Here is a 16,180-nt window from a genome sequence, read left to right as displayed (position 1 = left end):
GACCAACTCTAAACCTCCCGGCGGCCGCGCGCCCCGAATTCCGCCCGCCCGCCCCCGGTTCAGACAACCCGGCCCTGGTTCAGACGGCCCGGCCCTGGCTCAGACAGCCCGGCCTCGGTTCAAGCAACCCGGCCGTGGGTTCAGACAGCCTGGCCGTGGGTTCAGAGAGCCCGGCCGTGGGTTCAGGTAGCCCGCCGTGGTTCAGACGGTCCAGCCTCGGTTCAGACTGCCCGGCCTCGGTTTCGGTAGACCACCGCCGTTCCGACGATCACGAGCGCGATCCCGGCGACGCAGCGGTCGCCCAGCGAGAACGCCCACGGGCCGCGGGCCGCGATGTCGTCCCCGGCGTCCGCGACGACGAGCAGCAGCCCCGCGGCGGCCATGGCGGTCCCGGCCCGCGCGCGCGGCACAGGGCGGCGGGCGACCAGTGGCACGGCGGCGAGCGCGAGGGCCAGCACCGCGGTGCCGGGCCAGTGGCCCGTCCAGCGCGGCGGCACGTACCGCGGCGGCTGGACGGCGATCGCGTGCTCGGGCAGCCGGACCCGGATCTTCATGCCCTCGTGCGGGGCGAGGTGGTTCTGGATGAAGTCGACGGCGTACGGGCCGTCGCGGTCGCGCAGGCACCGCGTCGTCGCGCCGTGCCTCCCCGCCCGGCAGCTCGCGTACCGCAGCGGCACCGGCGCCACCACCCGGACCGCCGCGTTCCCGATGGGCACGTCCCAGCTCCGCCCGATCGCGTCCCAGACCAGCTCGACGCGGCCGGCGCGCCGGGTGAACGCCCGCCCCACCTCGTATTCGATCACGTAGGCCTGGCGGCCGCGGACCTCCCGGTGCCGGTCGCCGACGCTGATCTGCACGTCGTGCAGGAACCGCGTCGTCCGCACCCGGGCCGGGGCGCCGGTGGAGGAACTGCTGCTGACGTTCCGCACCTCGTAGAGCCGGTCGCCGATGCGGAACGGCACGTGCCGGACGATGCCGTGCTCGCCGGTCCGGTCGAAGTCGTAGGTGATCGTCTCGCGGACGTACAGCACGCCGTCGGCGCCGATGGTGAGCACGACGTCGTAGGCCGGGATGCTCTCGCCGCGGTAGATGAGCTCGCCCGGCCGGCCCGCTCCGGGGAAGTCAGCTCCTGGTGCGCCGGGGGCGGGCTCGGCGGGACCGGCGGCGCGGGCGGGCAGCCCGAGCACGGCGGTCAGCAGCAGCACGCCCGCGGCGATCGCGGACCCCCGGACACGGCCACGCACGTCAGGCATGCTGTCACCGTTGCCGCGATCGTGTCGGCCTAACAAGGCCGATGTCCCCGCCGCGCCACACCTGCGGCCCCCGCGCGAACGCCTTCCGGACCATTGGACGCGCCCAGCAGCACCCCGGTTCACAGAACCATCGTTTTAGTCCGTCCCTGGTCAGCCGGAATAACCAATTGATCGTGAACGTCCGGAGACTGCTAAGTTATCGCTCGCTAACCCCCCGAATCTGAGCCTGGAGGGACCTATGCGGCGAATCGCTGCAGTCGCCCTGACCGCCGGCACCCTGATGGCCGGCATGGCCGCCGTGAGCGCCCCCGCCGAAGCCGCCGCCACCGGCAACTGGAAGCCGTACGACTCCTACGGCGGCATCTACACCTGGGGCAAGTACTCCCGCAGCGGTGGCAGCACCGCCGTGACGGGCTACCTGCGCGACACCAAGAAGAACGGCTGGACCGCCTGCGTGCGGTTCCTGTTCACCGAGGGCAGCAAGAAGTACTACTCGCGCTTCAAGATCGTCGGCGTGACCTCGGGCGGCACGAAGTACAACTTCGACGGCAAGGCCACCGTCAAGATCAGCGTGAAGTCGAGCTACGGCAGCCACATGTGGGTGCAGGAGTGCGGCCGCAACAAGAAGACCGGCAAGTACTACTACGGCAAGGGCCGCAAGATCTTCTGATCGCGCCCCCGACGGCCTGACGCGAACAGGCCCCGCCCGGCCCGGCGGGGCCTTACTGCTTTTCCGGGTCGGGCTCCTCTGTGGCGGCCTGCTCGCGGGTGCTCTGCGCGGGGGTGCTCTGCGCGGGGGTGCTCTGCGCGGGGGTGCTCTGCGCGGCGGCGGTCTGCGCGGCGGCGGTCTGCTCGGCGGCGGCCTGCTCGGCGGCGGCCTGCTCGGGAGTGCTCTGCTCGGCGGGCGTCTGCCGGGAGGTGCTCGGCTCGGGGGCGGTCTGCTCGGGGGCGGTCTGCTCGGCGGCGGCCTGCTCAGGGGTGCTCTGCGCGGGGGCGGCCTGCTCGGCGGACGTCTGCTCCACGGGCGTCTGCTCGGCGGGCTTGGAGAGCGACGGGCCCGTGGCGGAGGACGTTTCGTCCGCTTCTCCGGTCCGCTCAGCGCCCGTTGCAGGGGCCTCAGCCGCACCATCGGGCGCCTGCGCGGGCTCCCTCTTGCTCAGGGAAGGCCCGCCTTCCCGCGGGGCGGACGAGACATCTGCGGGCTCTCCGGCTTCGCCCCGGACGTCCTGTTCGGCGGGCTCGTCCGGCTCGGTCTTCTCGTCCTGTTCGTCCTCGTCGGTGAGCAGGACGCCGACCACGGAACGGATCTTGTCCGCGGGGATCGCGCCGACCCGCAGCAGCCGCGGCACCGGCCCGGTCAGATCGATGATCGTCGAGGGGTCGGCGTGCCCGGACGTGCCACCGTCCAGGTAGACCGAGACGGAGTCGCCGAGCATCTTCTCCGCCTCGTCCGCCGTCCTGGCGGCGGGCTGCCCGCTGAGGTTCGCGCTGCTCACCGCGAGCGGGCCGGTCTCCTTGAGCAGCTCGACCGCGAGCTCGTGCATCGGCATCCGGACGGCCACCGTGCCCTTGGTCTCGCCGAGGTCCCACATCAGGTTCGTGTTCGCCCGGCACACCAGCGTCAGCGCGCCGGGCCAGAACTCATCGATGAGGTCCTGCCCGTAGGTGCCGAGATCCTCCACCAGCGCCGCCGCGGCCCGCACGGACCCGACCAGCACCGGCGGCGGCATCTCCCGCCCGCGGCCCTTGGCGTCCAGCAGCGCCGTCACGGCGGGCGGCACGAACGCGTCCGCACCGACCCCGTACACCGTGTCGGTCGGCAGGACGACCAGCTCACCGCGCCGCACCGCCGACACCGCCTCCGCGATCCCGCGCGTGCGCTCCATCGGCTCGGTGCAGTCATAACGTCGGCTCACGCCCGCCATTTTCCCACGCCGCACGGCGCGCTCACGCCGTCTCCCCCGGGTGTCAGTCCGCGGCGAGGCGGGCGGTGACGAACCGGTCCCGGTTGGCGAGGTCGCGGCGGTTGCGGACGTCCCGCCAGCCGTGCTCCTCCGCGAAGATCCAGTAGACGCCGTTGCCCTGCAGGTCGCTGTGCTCCACGGCCGCGTAGCCGCCGGGACGCAGCAGCCGGCGGGCCGTCCGCTCGACCACCCGGATCGCGTCCAGCCCGTCGTCGCCGCCGCCCCACAGCGCGTCGGCCGGGTCGTGGTCGCGGACGTCGGGCGGGACGTACTCCCACTCGCTCATCGGGATGTACGGGGGGTTGCTGACGACCAGGTCGACGGTGCCGTCCAGCTCGGGCAGGGCGGCGGCGAAGTCGTCCAGGTGCAGCCGGACGCGGCCGCGCTCGTCCAGCTCCTCGATGTTGCGGGTCGCGTGCACGAACGCGGTCGGGTCCTTCTCCACGGCGTGGACGCGGGCGCGCGGCGCCTCCAGCGCGATCGACAGCGCGATCGCGGCCGAGCCGGTGCCGAGGTCGACCACCAGGGGGTCGCGGACGTCCATGTCGCGCAGCGTCTCCAGCGCCCAGCCGACCATCACCTCGGTCTCCGGCCGCGGGACGAACACCCCCGGCCCGACCTTGAGCTCCAGGTAGCGGAAGAACGCGCGCCCGGTGATGTGCTGGAGCGGCTCCCCAGCCTCGCGGCGCGCGACGAACTCCCAGAACCGGGCGTCGAACGCGCTGTCGGGGACGCCGTGCAGCTCCGAGCGCCGCACCCGGTGCACCGCCGCCGCCAGCTCCTCGGCGTCGGCGCGGGGCGAGGCGGCACCCGCGTCCGCGAGCCGCGCCGTGGCCCTGGCGATCTCGTCCAGCAGCAGGTTCATGACTCTGCCTTCCGAGGGGGGACGACCCCCCACACCCCCCGAACCGCCGCGCTCACGGGCTGCACCTTCCGAGGGGGGACGACCCCCCACACCCCCCGAATCGCTGCGCTCACGGGCTGCACCTTCCGAGGGGGGACGACCCCCCACGCCCCCCGATTCGCTGCGCTCATGGGCTGTGCCCTTCGAGGGGGGACGACCCCCCGAATCGCTGCGCTCATGGTTTCTGGGCTTCGGCCAGGCGGCGTTCCATTTCGGCGTCGACGAGCGCCTGCGTGACGTTGTGGAGGTCGCCGTCCAGGACCTGGTCGAGGTTGTAGGCCTTGTAGCCGACCCGGTGGTCGGAGATCCGGTTCTCCGGATAGTTGTAGGTGCGCACCCGCTCGGACCGGTCGACCGTCCGGACCTGGCTCTTGCGCTCGGCGGCCGCGGCGGCGTCCGCCTCCTCCTGCGCCATCGCCAGCAGCCGGGACCGCAGGATGCGCAGCGCCTGCTCCTTGTTCTGCAGCTGGCTCTTCTCGTTCTGGCAGGAGACGACGACGCCGGTCGGCAGGTGCGTGATGCGGACCGCGGAGTCGGTGGTGTTGACGCTCTGCCCGCCCGGCCCGGACGAGCGGTACACGTCGATGCGCAGGTCGTTCGGGTCGATCTGGACGTCGACGTCCTCGGCCTCGGGCGTCACCAGCACGCCGACCGCGCTGGTGTGGATGCGTCCCTGCGACTCGGTCGCGGGCACCCGCTGCACGCGGTGCACGCCGCCCTCGTACTTCAGCCGCGTCCAGACGCCCTCCTCCGCGGAGCCCTTGGCCTTCACGGCGACGGTGACGTCCTTGTACCCGCCGAGGTCGGACGGGTGCGAGTCGAGGATCTCGGTCTTCCAGCCGGCCCGCTCGGCGTAGCGCAGGTACATCCGCAGCAGGTCGCCGGCGAACAGCGCCGACTCCTCGCCGCCCTCGCCGGCCTTCACCTCGAGGATGACGTCCTTGCCGTCGTTGGGGTCGCGCGGGACGAGCAGGTGCCGCAGCCGCTCCTCGAGCTCGGCGCGGCGGGTCTCCAGCTCCTCGGCCTCCGCGGCGAACGCGGCGTCCTCCCCGGACAGCTCGCGGGCCGCGGCGAGGTCGTCCTCGGTCGCGGACAGCTCGCGGTGCGTCTCGACGATCGGCCGCAGCTCCGCGTAGCGCTTGCCGAGCTTGCGCGCCAGGCCCTGGTCGGCATGGACGGACGGGTCGGCGAGCCGTTCCTCGATGCCCGCGTATTCGCTGATCAGATCGTCGAGATTCACGCTGTGTCCTGGCCGTTTCTAGGTGGGGGACGGCCCCCCGCGCCGCACCGGTTCCGGCCCGGAGGCGGAGATCGTCCCCGGATACCGGCTCCGGAAGGCCCGGGGACCTGGAAGCGTCCCCGGGCCGTCCCTGGTATGTGTGTGCGGCGGTCGCCCTACTTGCCGGCCTTCTTCTTGCCGAAGCGCTGCTCGAAGCGCGCCACCCGGCCACCGGTGTCGAGGATCTTCTGCTTGCCCGTGTAGAACGGGTGGCAGTTCGAGCAGACGTCCGCGTGGATCACGCCGTTCTCGGCGGTGCTGCGGGTCTCGAAGGTGTTGCCGCACGTGCACGTCACGGTCGTGACGACGTAGTTCGGGTGAATGTCGGGCTTCATGGTTCTCCTCGCCTCAGGCGGTCGCCGGGCGCCTCCAGGCTCGCATGGGGAAGCCCATGGGAGTTGTGGGAGACGTGAACCGGTACCGCAGCGGTTGCACACCAAGTGTGCCAGATACCCGAACGTGGCGAGGTCACCGGGCATTCCCGATCTTGCCCGTCCGGTGCCGGCGGCGGGCGGGGGCGGCGGTCAGCCGGTGTTGCGGCCCAGGTAGGCCAGCACGGCCATGACCCGGCGATGCCCGCCCTGCGCCGGCTGCAGGTCCAGCTTCATGAAGATGTTGGAGATGTGCTTCTCCACGGCGCCCTCGGTGACGACGAGGTCCTCGGCGATCGCCCCGTTCGACCGCCCCTGCGCCATCAGCCCGAGCACCTCGCGCTCCCGCGGGGTCAGCGCCTCCAGCGGGTCGCCGGTGCGGCGCCGGCCGAGCAGCTGGCCGATCACCTCCGGGTCGATGACCGTCCCGCCGGCGGCGATGCGGCGGACCGCGTCGATGAACTCGGCGACGTCCGACACCCGCTCCTTCAGCAGGTAGCCGACGCCCTCGGCGCCGCCGCCGATCAGGTCCGTCGCGTACCGCTCCTCCACGTACTGGGACAGCACGAGGATCGGCGTGCCCGGACGCCGCGCCCGCACCGCGAGGGCCGCGCGCAGCCCCTCGTCGGTGAACGACGGCGGCATCCGGACGTCGACGATCGCGAGGTCGGGGGCGTGCTCGTCGACGATGCCGAGCAGGCCGGGCCCGTCCCCCACCGTCGCCACCGTCTCGATCCCCGCGTCGTCGAGCAGCCGGACGAGCCCTTCCCGCAACAGCACCGAATCCTCGGCGATCACAACCCGCATCCGCCCATTATCGGGGCCGCGGGGGCCTCGATCACCAGGTACAGGGCAGATCCGCGCGAATGATCGTGGGGCCGCCGGCCGGGCTGTCCACGATGAGTATGCCGTCGATCGTCGCCGCCCGGTCGGCCAGCCCGGCCAGTCCGCCGTTCGGCCGCGCCTGCGCGCCGCCCATCCCGTTGTCGATCACCTCGACGACCACCCAGCGGTCCTCGCGGACGACGCGGACGGTCGCGCGGGTCGCACGGGCGTACTTCGCGATGTTCGCCAGCGACTCGGCGACGATGAAGTAGGCGATGCTCTCGACCGCCGCCGGAGGACGTTCCGGCAGGTCGACGGTCACCTCGACCGGGACCGGCGCGCGCCCGGCGAGACCGGACAGCGCCGGGTCCAGCCCGCGGTCGGTGAGGATCGCCGGGTAGATGCCGCGGGCCAGGTCGCGCAGCTCGGAGATCGCCTCCTTGGTGCCCGAGTGGGCCTGCTCGATCAGCGTCCGCGCACCCTCGGGGTCGTCGTCGAGCTTGGCGCGGGCGCGCCCGATGTCCATCGCCACGGCCAGCAGCCGCTGCTGCGCCCCGTCGTGCAGGTCGCGCTCGATGCGGCGCCGCTCGAACTCGGCCGCGTCCACCCCGCGGGCGCGGCTGGCCTGGAGGTGCTCGGTCCGCTTCCGCAGCTCGGCGTTCTCCGCCTGCGAGGGGCTCGGGCCGAGCATCAGCGCGGCCCATGCGGCGTGCCCGATCGCCATGACGCGCGTGACGTACATGGCGGCGACGAGGAACACCAGCCCGATGAGCGAGAGCGGCAGCGCCTCCACCGGGTTGCCCGCCCAGTACGAGACGCCCACGTTGATCTCGGCGCCCCCGTCCACGGCCACGAGCACGGGCAGGAACAGCAGCGAACCGGTGGCCGCCCAGACCGTCACCGACACGACGAACTCGACCAGCGTGACCGGGAACAGCACGAGGAGGTACAGCAGGTCCTTCCAGGTGCCCGGGTCCGCCGCCATGCCCTTCAGCCGGACCAGCGGATTGCGGCCCTCCGGGGGCTTGCGGTACGGGTTCGGGATCCGGACGCCGAACGCGGCCCGGACGAGCTGCCGCTCCAGCATCGCGCCGAACCGCCACGCGACCATCATCAGCGCGAGCATCGGGAACCCGACCCAGATGATCAGCAGGCCGACCGACAGGGACAGCCCGACGACGAGGGCGATGAACCAGCCGAGCCCGAACGCCGCGCTCACCCCCAGGTACAGCGCCGAGCGCCAGGTCAGGGACGACTTCGCCATCGCGACCGGATGCCAGGACCGGTTCATGACGGACGCGTCCCCGCCGGCCCCGGTCGCCGCGGCCCACCGCGTGGCCGCCCACCCGATGGCGGCCTCGCCCCTGCCGCCGGACTCTCTGCTCAGCTCGCCCACGTCGTCCCTCCGTACCCGTTCCAACGTACGGTCCAAGCGTGCCGGGCGGCAGAGGGGGCGACCATGACGTCCGCCGCCGGATCGAGGGTGGGGTTATCCCCACCTCTTTTATGGAGTCTTGTTCATGGAGTCCCGGCCCGCGGCCCTCGCCTTCGGCTTCGCCTCACCGGTCAGGTCACGCGCTCGCGCGGTGGCCGGGGCCTGATCGAGGCATGTCCCCCAAGACGGCGACGCCCCCGCCCGGTGGTCGGGCGGGGGCGTGCGTGTGTTCCTAGCGGTCGTCGGAGACCGTGGTCTTCTGGACCTGGAGCAGGAACTCGGCGTTGGACTTGGTCTCCTTCATCTTCTCGATGAGGAGTTCCAGCGCCTGCTGCGTGTCGAGCGCGTGCAGCACCCGGCGCAGCTGCCAGACCACCCGCAGTTCCTCCGGAGCCATGAGGATCTCCTCCTTGCGGGTGCTGGACGCGTCCACGTCCACCGCCGGGAAGATCCGCTTGTCGGCGAGGCTCCGGTTGAGCTTGAGCTCCATGTTGCCGGTGCCCTTGAACTCCTCGAAGATGACCTCGTCCATGCGGGACCCGGTCTCCACCAGCGCGGTGGCGAGGATCGTCAGCGAGCCGCCGTTCTCGATGTTGCGGGCGGCGCCGAAGAACCGCTTCGGCGGGTACAGCGCCGTGGAGTCGACACCGCCGGACAGGATCCGGCCGGACGCGGGCGCCGCCAGGTTGTAGGCCCGGCCCAGGCGGGTGATCGAGTCGAGCAGCACGACGACGTCGTGGCCCAGCTCGACGAGCCGCTTGGCGCGCTCGATCGCCAGCTCGGCGACCGTGGTGTGGTCCTCGGCGGGCCGGTCGAAGGTCGAGTGGATGACCTCGCCCTTCACCGTCCGCTGCATGTCGGTGACCTCTTCCGGACGCTCGTCCACGAGGACGACCATCAGGTGGCACTCCGGGTTGTTCTTGGTGATCGCGTTGGCGATCGCCTGGAGCACCATGGTCTTGCCGGCCTTCGGCGGCGACACGATCAGGCCGCGCTGCCCCTTGCCGATCGGCGACACCAGGTCGATGATCCGGGTCGTCAGGATGCCGGGGTCGGACTCCAGGCGCAGCCGCTCCTGCGGGTACAGCGGCGTCAGCTTCGTGAAGTCGACGCGGCCCTTGGCCTGGTCGGGCTCCATCCCGTTGACGGTGTCGAGGCGGACCAGCGCGTTGAACTTCTCGCGCCGCTCGCCCTCGCGCGCCTGCCGGACGGCGCCGGTGATGACGTCGCCCTTGCGCAGCCCGTTCTTGCGGACCTGCGCGAGCGACACGTACACGTCGTTCGGGCCGGGCAGGTAGCCGGTCGTGCGGACGAACGCGTAGTTGTCGAGGATGTCGAGGATGCCCGCGACCGGGATGAGGACGTCGTCCTCGGTGATCACCGGCTCCTCGTAGCGGTCGCGGCCGCGGCCCCGGTTGCGCTCCCGGAACCGACGCCCGCGCCGGCCCCGGCCGCCGCCGTCGTCATCGTCGTGCTGGCCGCCGCCGCCCTGGTTCTGGCCGCGCTGCCGGCCGCCGCCGCCCTGGTCCCCGCGGTCTCCCCGGTCGCCGCGGTCGCCCCGGTCGCCCCGGTCGCCGCGGCCCTCGCCGCGCTCCCGGCCGCCGCGCTGCCGCTGGCGTCCGCCGCCCTCGCGGCCCTCGCGCCCGTCGCGGTTGCCGTCCCGGCCGCCGTCGCGCCCGCCCTGGGATTCGCCGTCCTCGGCGTTCTGCTCGCGTCCCTGGTCGCGGCCCTGCCGGTCGCCGCGTCCCTCGGAAGCCCCCCGGTCCTGCTTGTCGCCCCGCTGCCGGCCGCCCTGCCGCTCGCCCCGGTCGGCCTTCTCCGCCTTCTCCGGGGACTTGTCGGCCTTCTCGGCGACCTTCTCGGCGACGCCGCCCTGCCCCTCGGACGGGCCCTGCTCGGCCGCCGGCGCCTCGGCTATGGCGACCTGGTCGTCGGACACCTCGCGCTTGGCGGCGGTGGTGCGGCTCCGCCGCGGACGCTCGGCCTTCGCCGGGGCAGCGGCTCCCTGCTCGCCCCCCGCCGAGCCCTGCTCCTGGCCGCCCTGCTTCTCCTGGATGGCGGCGATGAGCTGGCTCTTGCGCATCCCGGTCGTGCCGGTGATGCCGAGGCTGGACGCGAGCGCCTTGAGCTCGGGCAGCACCATGGCCGACAGGCCGGTTCCCGAGCGGCGGCGCCGGGGGGCGGCCGGCTCCGCGCCGGACGCGGCGGCGTCGGCGGGTTCCGTGCTGGTTGCGTCCGTAAGGAGTTCGCTGGATTCGCTCACTAAGGGTCCTTCCCAGGGAGCGGGCGTTGGCCGGCGTTCGGCCAGTCGACCCGGTGGTGCGGCCCGGCGGGGGCGCCGGGACGGGCTCCGCTGATCACGATGGAACCGGGATCTGCGTGTTCTGGGCACAGCCAGATGGTGGACGGGACGTTCCGCTCGTGCGTGTCCCCGGTACCGCCACGTCCGAAGTTTCGCTGGAATGCCTGACAACGGAATGTCACGGTGTCGGGGAGCCTAGTACGCGGGACCGACACGACCGGAGGGTCGAACAGGCGACGCGCGGCTGACGAGCACGCTGCCCCGAACGGGGCATCTGGTGCGGCATTCAGCCTAACATCACCAGGGCACACTGCTATTCCCCAGAGGTCGATGTGTTCGCATTTTACCTAGCGGGATCGTGCCGGACCCTGCACCGGCCGGAGCGGCGCGAATGCCCCCGCCCCCGGCGCCGCCGCCAGGACCGTACCGCAGATCAGCCGGCCATGACGCGGGCGCCGCGGGTCGCGACGTCCAACGGGTGTTCGTGCCACCCTTTACCCACTTCGCGCTCCATCGAATCAACTTGTGATGCTGTTGTGAAGGCCAGGACAGTAGGCCCGGCCCCGGAGATCACCGCGGGCACCCCGGCGTCCCGCAGCCTCGTGACCAGCGCCGCGGACTCGGGCATGGCCGGGGCGCGGTAGTCCTGGTGCAGCCGGTCCTCGGTCGCGTCCAGCAGGACGCCGGTGTCCAGGCCGCCGGTGAGCGCGGCGACGAGCAGCGCGGCACGTCCCGCGTTGGCGGCGGCGTCCCCGTGCGGGACGGTCTCGGGCAGCAGCCCGCGGGCCCGCTCGGTCGCCAGCCGCTGCTCGGGGACGAACGCCACGACCTGCGTGACCTTCGATTCCAAACGGACCGACTTCGGGCCGCACGGCGTCGTCCAGGCGACGGTCAGGCCGCCGGCGAGGCACGGCGCCACGTTGTCGGGATGCCCCTCGATCTCGGTCGCGAGACGCAGCGCCGCGTCGTCGCCGAGGAGCTTCCCGGCGGGGTGCAGCGCGCGCGCCGCGACGATCCCCGCGACGATCGCGGCGGACGACGAGCCGAGACCGCGGCTGTGCGGGATGCGGTTGCGGCAGCGCAGCCGCAGCCCGCCCGGGCGCGCGGGACCGGTTCCGGCCAGGTCGTCGAGGACGCCGAACGTGCGGCGCAGCACCTTGACGATGAGGTGGCGCTCGCCGCGGTCGGCGACCTCGGCGCCCTCGCCGTCCACCTCGATGGTCAGGCCGCCGCCGGTGACCTGCACCTCGACGTCGTCGTACAGCGCGAGCGCGAGGCCGAGCGAGTCGAATCCGGGGCCCAGGTTGGCGCTGGTCGCGGGGGTCCGCACCAGCACCGGGCCTTCCGTCCAGCCCACCTCAGGTGAGACCGAGCTCGGACGCGGCCGAGTGCGCGTCCACCTTGATGGTGGTGGGCGCGGGCGCACCGGAGATGGCCCAGTCGGGGTCCTTGAGGCCGTTGCCCGTCACCGTGCAGACCACCCTGGCCCCGGACGCGACCACACCCCGCTCGCTCGCCTGCAGGAGGCCGGCGACGCTCGCCGCGGAGGCGGGCTCCACGAAGACGCCCTCTTCCCTGGCCAGGAGCCGGTAGGCGGCGAGGATCTGCCGGTCGGTGACGGAGTCGATGGCGCCACCGGACTCGTCCCGGGCGGCGACCGCCAGGTCCCAGGACGCGGGGTTGCCGATCCGGATCGCCGTGGCGATGGTCTGCGGATTCAGGACGGGCGCGCCCTTCACGAACGGCGCCGCCCCGCTCGCCTGGAAGCCCAGCATGCGGGGGGTGCGCGTCGCGACCTCGTCGGCGGCGTACTCCTTGTATCCCATCCAGTACGCGGAGATGTTCCCCGCGTTCCCGACGGGGAGGCAGTGGACGTCGGGCGCGTCGCCCAGCGCGTCCACGATCTCGAAGGCGGCCGTCTTCTGCCCGAGCAGCCGGTACTTGTTGACCGAGTTGACCAGCGCGACCGGGTAGTCGACCGACAGCTTGCGGGCCAGTTCGAGGCAGTCGTCGAAGTTCCCGTCCACCTGGAGCAGCCGGGCGCCGTGCACGAGCGCCTGCGCCAGCTTCCCCATCGCGATCTTGCCGTTGGGGACGAGGACCGCGCAGGTCATCCCGGCCCGCACCGCGTACGCGGCGGCGGACGCGGAGGTGTTGCCGGTCGAGGCGCAGATGACCGCCTTCGCGCCCTCCTCGGCGGCCTTGCTGATCGCCATCGTCATGCCGCGGTCCTTGAACGAACCGGTCGGGTTGGCGCCCTCGACCTTGAGGAACACCTCGCAGCCGGTCAGCTGGGACAGCCGGCGGGCGGGCACCAGCGGGGTACCGCCCTCCAGGAGCGTGACGACCGGTGTCGCGTCCGTCACCGGAAGCCGGTCGCGGTACTCCTCGATAAGGCCGCGCCACGCGCGGACGTTCGCGTTCACGTCGGTCTCCCTGTATGACCTGCGATGTTGCCCGGAGTCTATCGGGACGGCTCTTCGCCCTCGACGCGCATCACGCTCGCCACCTCGCGCACGCTGTCGAGGCCGCGGAGCCCCTCCACCGTCGCCGAGAGGGCCGCGTCGGGCGCGCGGTGGGTCACGACCACGAGCTGCGCCTCCTCGCCCAGCCCGTCCTGCCGGACGGCCTGTATCGAGACGCCGTGCCTGGCGAACTCCTCGGCGACCGTGGCGAGGACACCGGCCTCGTCGGTCACGTCCACCTGGATGTAGTAGCGCGTGACCGTCTCCCCCATGGGAAGCACCGGAAGCTTCGCGTACGTCACTTCCACGGGGCCGGGAGTACCGCCGGCCACGTTGCGGGCCACCGCGACGAGGTCGCCGAGGATCGCGGACGCCGTCGGCGCACCACCGGCACCGGCGCCGTAGAACATCAGGGAGCCCGCGGACTCCGCCTCCACGAACACCGCGTTGTACGCCTCACGGACGCTCGCCAGCGGGTGCGACCTGGGGATCATCGCCGGATAGACGCGCGCGGACACGCCGCGTCCGTTCCGTCCGTCCTCTGAGGGGATGCGCTCGCAGATGGCCAGGAGCTTGACGACGCAGTCCATTCCCTGGGCGCCCGCGACGTCGGCGGCGCTCACTTCCGTGATGCCCTCGCGGTGGACGTCCGCGGCCGTCACCGGTGTGTGGAAGGCGAGCTGCGCGAGGATCGCCGCCTTGGCCGCGGCGTCGAAACCCTCCACGTCGGCGGTCGGGTCGGCCTCCGCGTAGCCGAGCGCCTGCGCCTCCTCCAGCGCGTCGTTGAACCCGGCGCCGTGCGTGTCCATCTGGTCGAGGATGTAGTTCGTGGTGCCGTTCACGATGCCGAGCACCCGGTGCACGTGGTCGCCGACCAGGGACTCCCTGAGCGGCCTCAGCAGCGGGATCGCTCCAGCGACCGACGCCTCGTAGTACAGGTCGGCGCCGTACTCCCGGGCGGCGGCGAACAGCGTCGCGCCGTCCTCGGCCAGCAGCGCCTTGTTCGCGGTGATGACCGACTTGCCGGACTTCATCGCTTCGAGCATCAGCGTCCTGGCCGGCTCGATCCCGCCGATCACCTCGATGACGATGTCGACGTCGTCCCTGGTCACCAGCGTCTGCGCGTCCGTGGTCAGCAGCTCCCGGTCGACGCCGGCGCGCACCCTGTCCGGCCGGCGCACCGCGATCCCGGCCAGCTCCAGCGGCGCCCCGACGCGCGCGGCCAGATCGTCGGCCTGCTCGTTCAGCAGCCGGACGACCTCCGTGCCGACCACGCCGCATCCGAGCAGCGCCACGCGCAGTCCGGGTTTCACGCTTCGACCTCCGCATCGAGCCGCAGCAGGTCCTCCGCGCTCTCCCGGCGGACGATCACGCGCGACCTGCCGTCCCTCACCGCCACCACGGCCGGCTTCGGGACATGGTTGTAGTTGCTGGCCATCGACCGGCAGTACGCCCCGGTCGCCGCGACGGCCACCAGGTCTCCGGCCGCAAGATCTTCGGGGAACCACAGGTCTCGCACCACGATGTCGCCGCTCTCGCAGTGCTTGCCGACAAGCCTACTGAGCATGGGCGATGCGTCGGACGACCGGCTCGCCAGCACCCCGGTGTACTCCGCGCCGTACAGGGCGGTGCGCAGGTTGTCGCTCATGCCGCCGTCCACGGACACATACGTGCGCAGGCCCTCGACGTCCTTCACCGTCCCGACCTCGTACAGCGTGACGCCGCCCGGACCGATGATCGCCCGCCCCGGCTCCACCGTCAGCCGCGGCATGGCCAGGTCGTACGCCTTGCACTCGCGCGCCACGATGTCCCGCAGCCCGTCCGCGATCGACTTCGGGTCGTGCGGCTCCTCCCCCGGCACGTAGGCGATGCCGTAGCCGCCGCCGAGGTCCAGCTCGGGAAGCTCGATGCCGTGCTCGTCCCGGATCGCGACCAGCAGCTCGGCCAGCCGGTGCGCGGCCACCTCGAACCCGTCCACGTCGAAGATCTGCGACCCGATGTGGCTGTGCAGCCCCACCAGCCGAAGCCGCTTCAGGTCCAGCACCCGCCGGACGGCCTCCAGCGCGGCCCCGGAACTCCTGGAGAACCCGAACTTCTGGTCGTCATGGGCGGTCGCGATGAACTCATGGGTGTGCGCCTCGACCCCCGTGGTCACGCGCACCATCACCTTGGGCGTCGCACCCATCTCCTGGGCCAGATAACCGACCCGCGCTATCTCCTCGAACGAATCGAGCACGATCCGTCCAACACCCACCTCAAGAGCCTTCTCAAGCTCCCAGGACGCCTTGTTACTCCCATGCAGCGTGATGCGCTCGGTAGGGAAGCCCGCTGCCAAAGCCACCGCGAGCTCACCGCCACTGCACACGTCCAGCCCGAGACCCTCCTCCTTCAGCCACCTCGCGACGGCCGTACAGAGAAACGCCTTCCCCGCGTAGTGGACGTCCCCGTCATGGAACGCGGCCGCATACTCCCTAGCGCGGCTCCGCACGTCCTCCTCGTCATAGACGTAGAGGGGCGTCCCGTACTCCTTCGCCAGCTCCCGCACATCGACCCCGCCGACGGTGAGCACGCCGTCGTCCCGCTTGGCGCTCCGCGGCCACACGGTCGGCTCCAGCGCGTTCAGATCGTCCGCCGGCCCGGCCGGATGGTCCTCGGGAAGGACGTCGGCGTGCCGCGGCCCGGCAGGATGTACTCGACTCATATCCGCTCTCTAGGGGTCTCACCGATCATGTTCAGCCCGTTGCCGAGAACGATCTCGACGGCCTCCGCCAGGGCGACCCGCCCCGCGTGCACGGCCCCGGGCTCCTCGTCACCCACGGGCAACGCGGAACAACGCTCATGCGCCTCGTGATACGCGAGCGCCACTTTCTCCAAACAGAACATCAGCGGCCGAGCATCCCGTTCCCGCTCCGCCTGCTCCGCCCGCCCCGGCACGTCCCCCAGCGCCCCCACGACCTCCGCCTCGACCGGGCCGGCCTCCAGCCGCCCGGCCTCCAGCCCCAGGCTCGCTGCCCACCGCCCCACCCAGCAGGCCCGCGCATAGGCGTAACGCACCGAGAACCCGGGATTGTCGGACGTCCGGGGCCACTCTTCCCACGTCCCCCGCGGCACCTCGGCCATCCCGTAACCGCGATCACACCGGATCCCGTCCACCAGATCCCCCGGCGCCACCTCGACCCGCACGAACCCGGGCCCGCTGACGACACCCCCGACCCGCCGCGCGATCACCCGCGGATCAACGCCCAGCCGCAGCGCCACGGGACTCTCGAAGACCCCGCCGCCCCAACTGAAGACAACGACCCCACCAGGCACATCGACATCGAGCTCACCCTCCGCCACGGCGTCCCGCACCGCGCGCACGAGGGCCTCACCCACACCGGCT

General features: G+C 72.2%; 13 protein-coding genes and 1 pseudogene. 1 reads left to right on the top strand and 13 read right to left on the bottom strand.

What is annotated here, in order from left to right:
- Positions 1-221 precede the first annotated feature (221 nt).
- The gene (locus tag BM339_RS43605; protein WP_083598511.1) at positions 222-1,253 is read right to left on the bottom strand and encodes a DUF2207 domain-containing protein; all 1,032 of its coding nucleotides are present in this window, start codon (positions 1,251-1,253) and stop codon (positions 222-224) included.
- Between the two features lie 238 nt (positions 1,254-1,491).
- Here BM339_RS43605 and BM339_RS43600 point away from each other — a divergent pair, with 238 nt between their 5' ends.
- A complete protein-coding gene (locus BM339_RS43600) occupies positions 1,492-1,923 on the top strand; it encodes a hypothetical protein (RefSeq protein ID WP_021598591.1) in 432 nt (143 codons plus the stop codon).
- 400 nt (positions 1,924-2,323) lie between these two features.
- Here the strand turns inward: BM339_RS43600 and BM339_RS43595 are convergent.
- The 12 genes and pseudogenes from BM339_RS43595 to BM339_RS43540 all read right to left on the bottom strand — a co-directional run.
- Positions 2,324-3,139: pseudogene (locus BM339_RS43595) on the bottom strand (L-threonylcarbamoyladenylate synthase); the annotation flags it as partial.
- An 82-nt stretch (positions 3,140-3,221) separates the two neighbouring features.
- The gene (gene prmC / locus BM339_RS43590; protein ID WP_075024644.1) at positions 3,222-4,082 is read right to left on the bottom strand and encodes a peptide chain release factor N(5)-glutamine methyltransferase; all 861 of its coding nucleotides are present in this window, start codon (positions 4,080-4,082) and stop codon (positions 3,222-3,224) included.
- 214 nt (positions 4,083-4,296) lie between these two features.
- Positions 4,297-5,361, bottom strand: coding sequence for a peptide chain release factor 1 (prfA, locus tag BM339_RS43585; RefSeq protein ID WP_075024643.1), 1,065 nt, complete (start codon positions 5,359-5,361; stop codon positions 4,297-4,299).
- A gap of 155 nt (positions 5,362-5,516) precedes the next feature.
- On the bottom strand, positions 5,517-5,735 hold the full coding sequence (gene rpmE, locus BM339_RS43580; RefSeq protein WP_021598595.1) for a 50S ribosomal protein L31: 219 nt from the start codon (positions 5,733-5,735) through the stop codon (positions 5,517-5,519).
- 189 nt (positions 5,736-5,924) lie between these two features.
- Entirely contained in the window at positions 5,925-6,578 is a 654-nt protein-coding gene (locus BM339_RS43575; protein WP_021598596.1) for a response regulator transcription factor, read from the bottom strand.
- A 31-nt stretch (positions 6,579-6,609) separates the two neighbouring features.
- Positions 6,610-7,992 (bottom strand): sensor histidine kinase, encoded by a 1,383-nt coding sequence (locus tag BM339_RS43570; RefSeq protein ID WP_021598597.1) that lies wholly within the window; start codon positions 7,990-7,992, stop codon positions 6,610-6,612.
- Between the two features lie 271 nt (positions 7,993-8,263).
- Positions 8,264-10,294 (bottom strand): transcription termination factor Rho, encoded by a 2,031-nt coding sequence (gene rho, locus BM339_RS43565; protein WP_075024642.1) that lies wholly within the window; start codon positions 10,292-10,294, stop codon positions 8,264-8,266.
- A gap of 472 nt (positions 10,295-10,766) precedes the next feature.
- Positions 10,767-11,669 (bottom strand): homoserine kinase, encoded by a 903-nt coding sequence (thrB, locus tag BM339_RS43560; protein ID WP_244938716.1) that lies wholly within the window; start codon positions 11,667-11,669, stop codon positions 10,767-10,769.
- Between the two features lie 22 nt (positions 11,670-11,691).
- Positions 11,692-12,759 (bottom strand): threonine synthase, encoded by a 1,068-nt coding sequence (thrC, locus tag BM339_RS43555; RefSeq protein WP_075024640.1) that lies wholly within the window; start codon positions 12,757-12,759, stop codon positions 11,692-11,694.
- A 38-nt stretch (positions 12,760-12,797) separates the two neighbouring features.
- A complete protein-coding gene (locus tag BM339_RS43550; RefSeq protein WP_021592919.1) occupies positions 12,798-14,111 on the bottom strand; it encodes a homoserine dehydrogenase in 1,314 nt (437 codons plus the stop codon).
- On the bottom strand, positions 14,108-15,499 hold the full coding sequence (lysA, locus tag BM339_RS43545; protein ID WP_075024639.1) for a diaminopimelate decarboxylase: 1,392 nt from the start codon (positions 15,497-15,499) through the stop codon (positions 14,108-14,110). Before lysA ends, BM339_RS43550 begins: the two co-directional genes overlap by 4 nt.
- Complete coding sequence (locus BM339_RS43540) at positions 15,496-16,173, bottom strand: DALR anticodon-binding domain-containing protein (protein WP_075024638.1); 678 nt, start codon at positions 16,171-16,173, stop codon at positions 15,496-15,498. Before BM339_RS43540 ends, lysA begins: the two co-directional genes overlap by 4 nt.
- Between the last annotated feature and the right edge of the window lie 7 nt (positions 16,174-16,180).

The sequence above is a fragment of the Actinomadura madurae genome, from assembly GCF_900115095.1.
Lineage (GTDB): Bacteria > Actinomycetota > Actinomycetes > Streptosporangiales > Streptosporangiaceae > Spirillospora > Spirillospora madurae.
This window is presented reverse-complemented; position numbering and strand designations above follow the sequence as displayed.

Excerpts from the sequence above, each read along its gene's own strand:
- BM339_RS43575 (WP_021598596.1), bottom strand. The coding sequence starts at position 6,578 with ATGCGGGTTGTGATCGCCGAGGATTCGGTGCTGTTGCGGGAAGGGCTC.
- BM339_RS43605 (WP_083598511.1), bottom strand. The coding sequence starts at position 1,253 with ATGCCTGACGTGCGTGGCCGTGTCCGGGGGTCCGCGATCGCCGCGGGC.
- rpmE (WP_021598595.1), bottom strand. The coding sequence starts at position 5,735 with ATGAAGCCCGACATTCACCCGAACTACGTCGTCACGACCGTGACGTGC.
- prmC (WP_075024644.1), bottom strand. The coding sequence starts at position 4,082 with ATGAACCTGCTGCTGGACGAGATCGCCAGGGCCACGGCGCGGCTCGCG.
- BM339_RS43600 (WP_021598591.1), top strand. The coding sequence starts at position 1,492 with ATGCGGCGAATCGCTGCAGTCGCCCTGACCGCCGGCACCCTGATGGCC.
- lysA (WP_075024639.1), bottom strand. The coding sequence starts at position 15,499 with ATGAGTCGAGTACATCCTGCCGGGCCGCGGCACGCCGACGTCCTTCCC.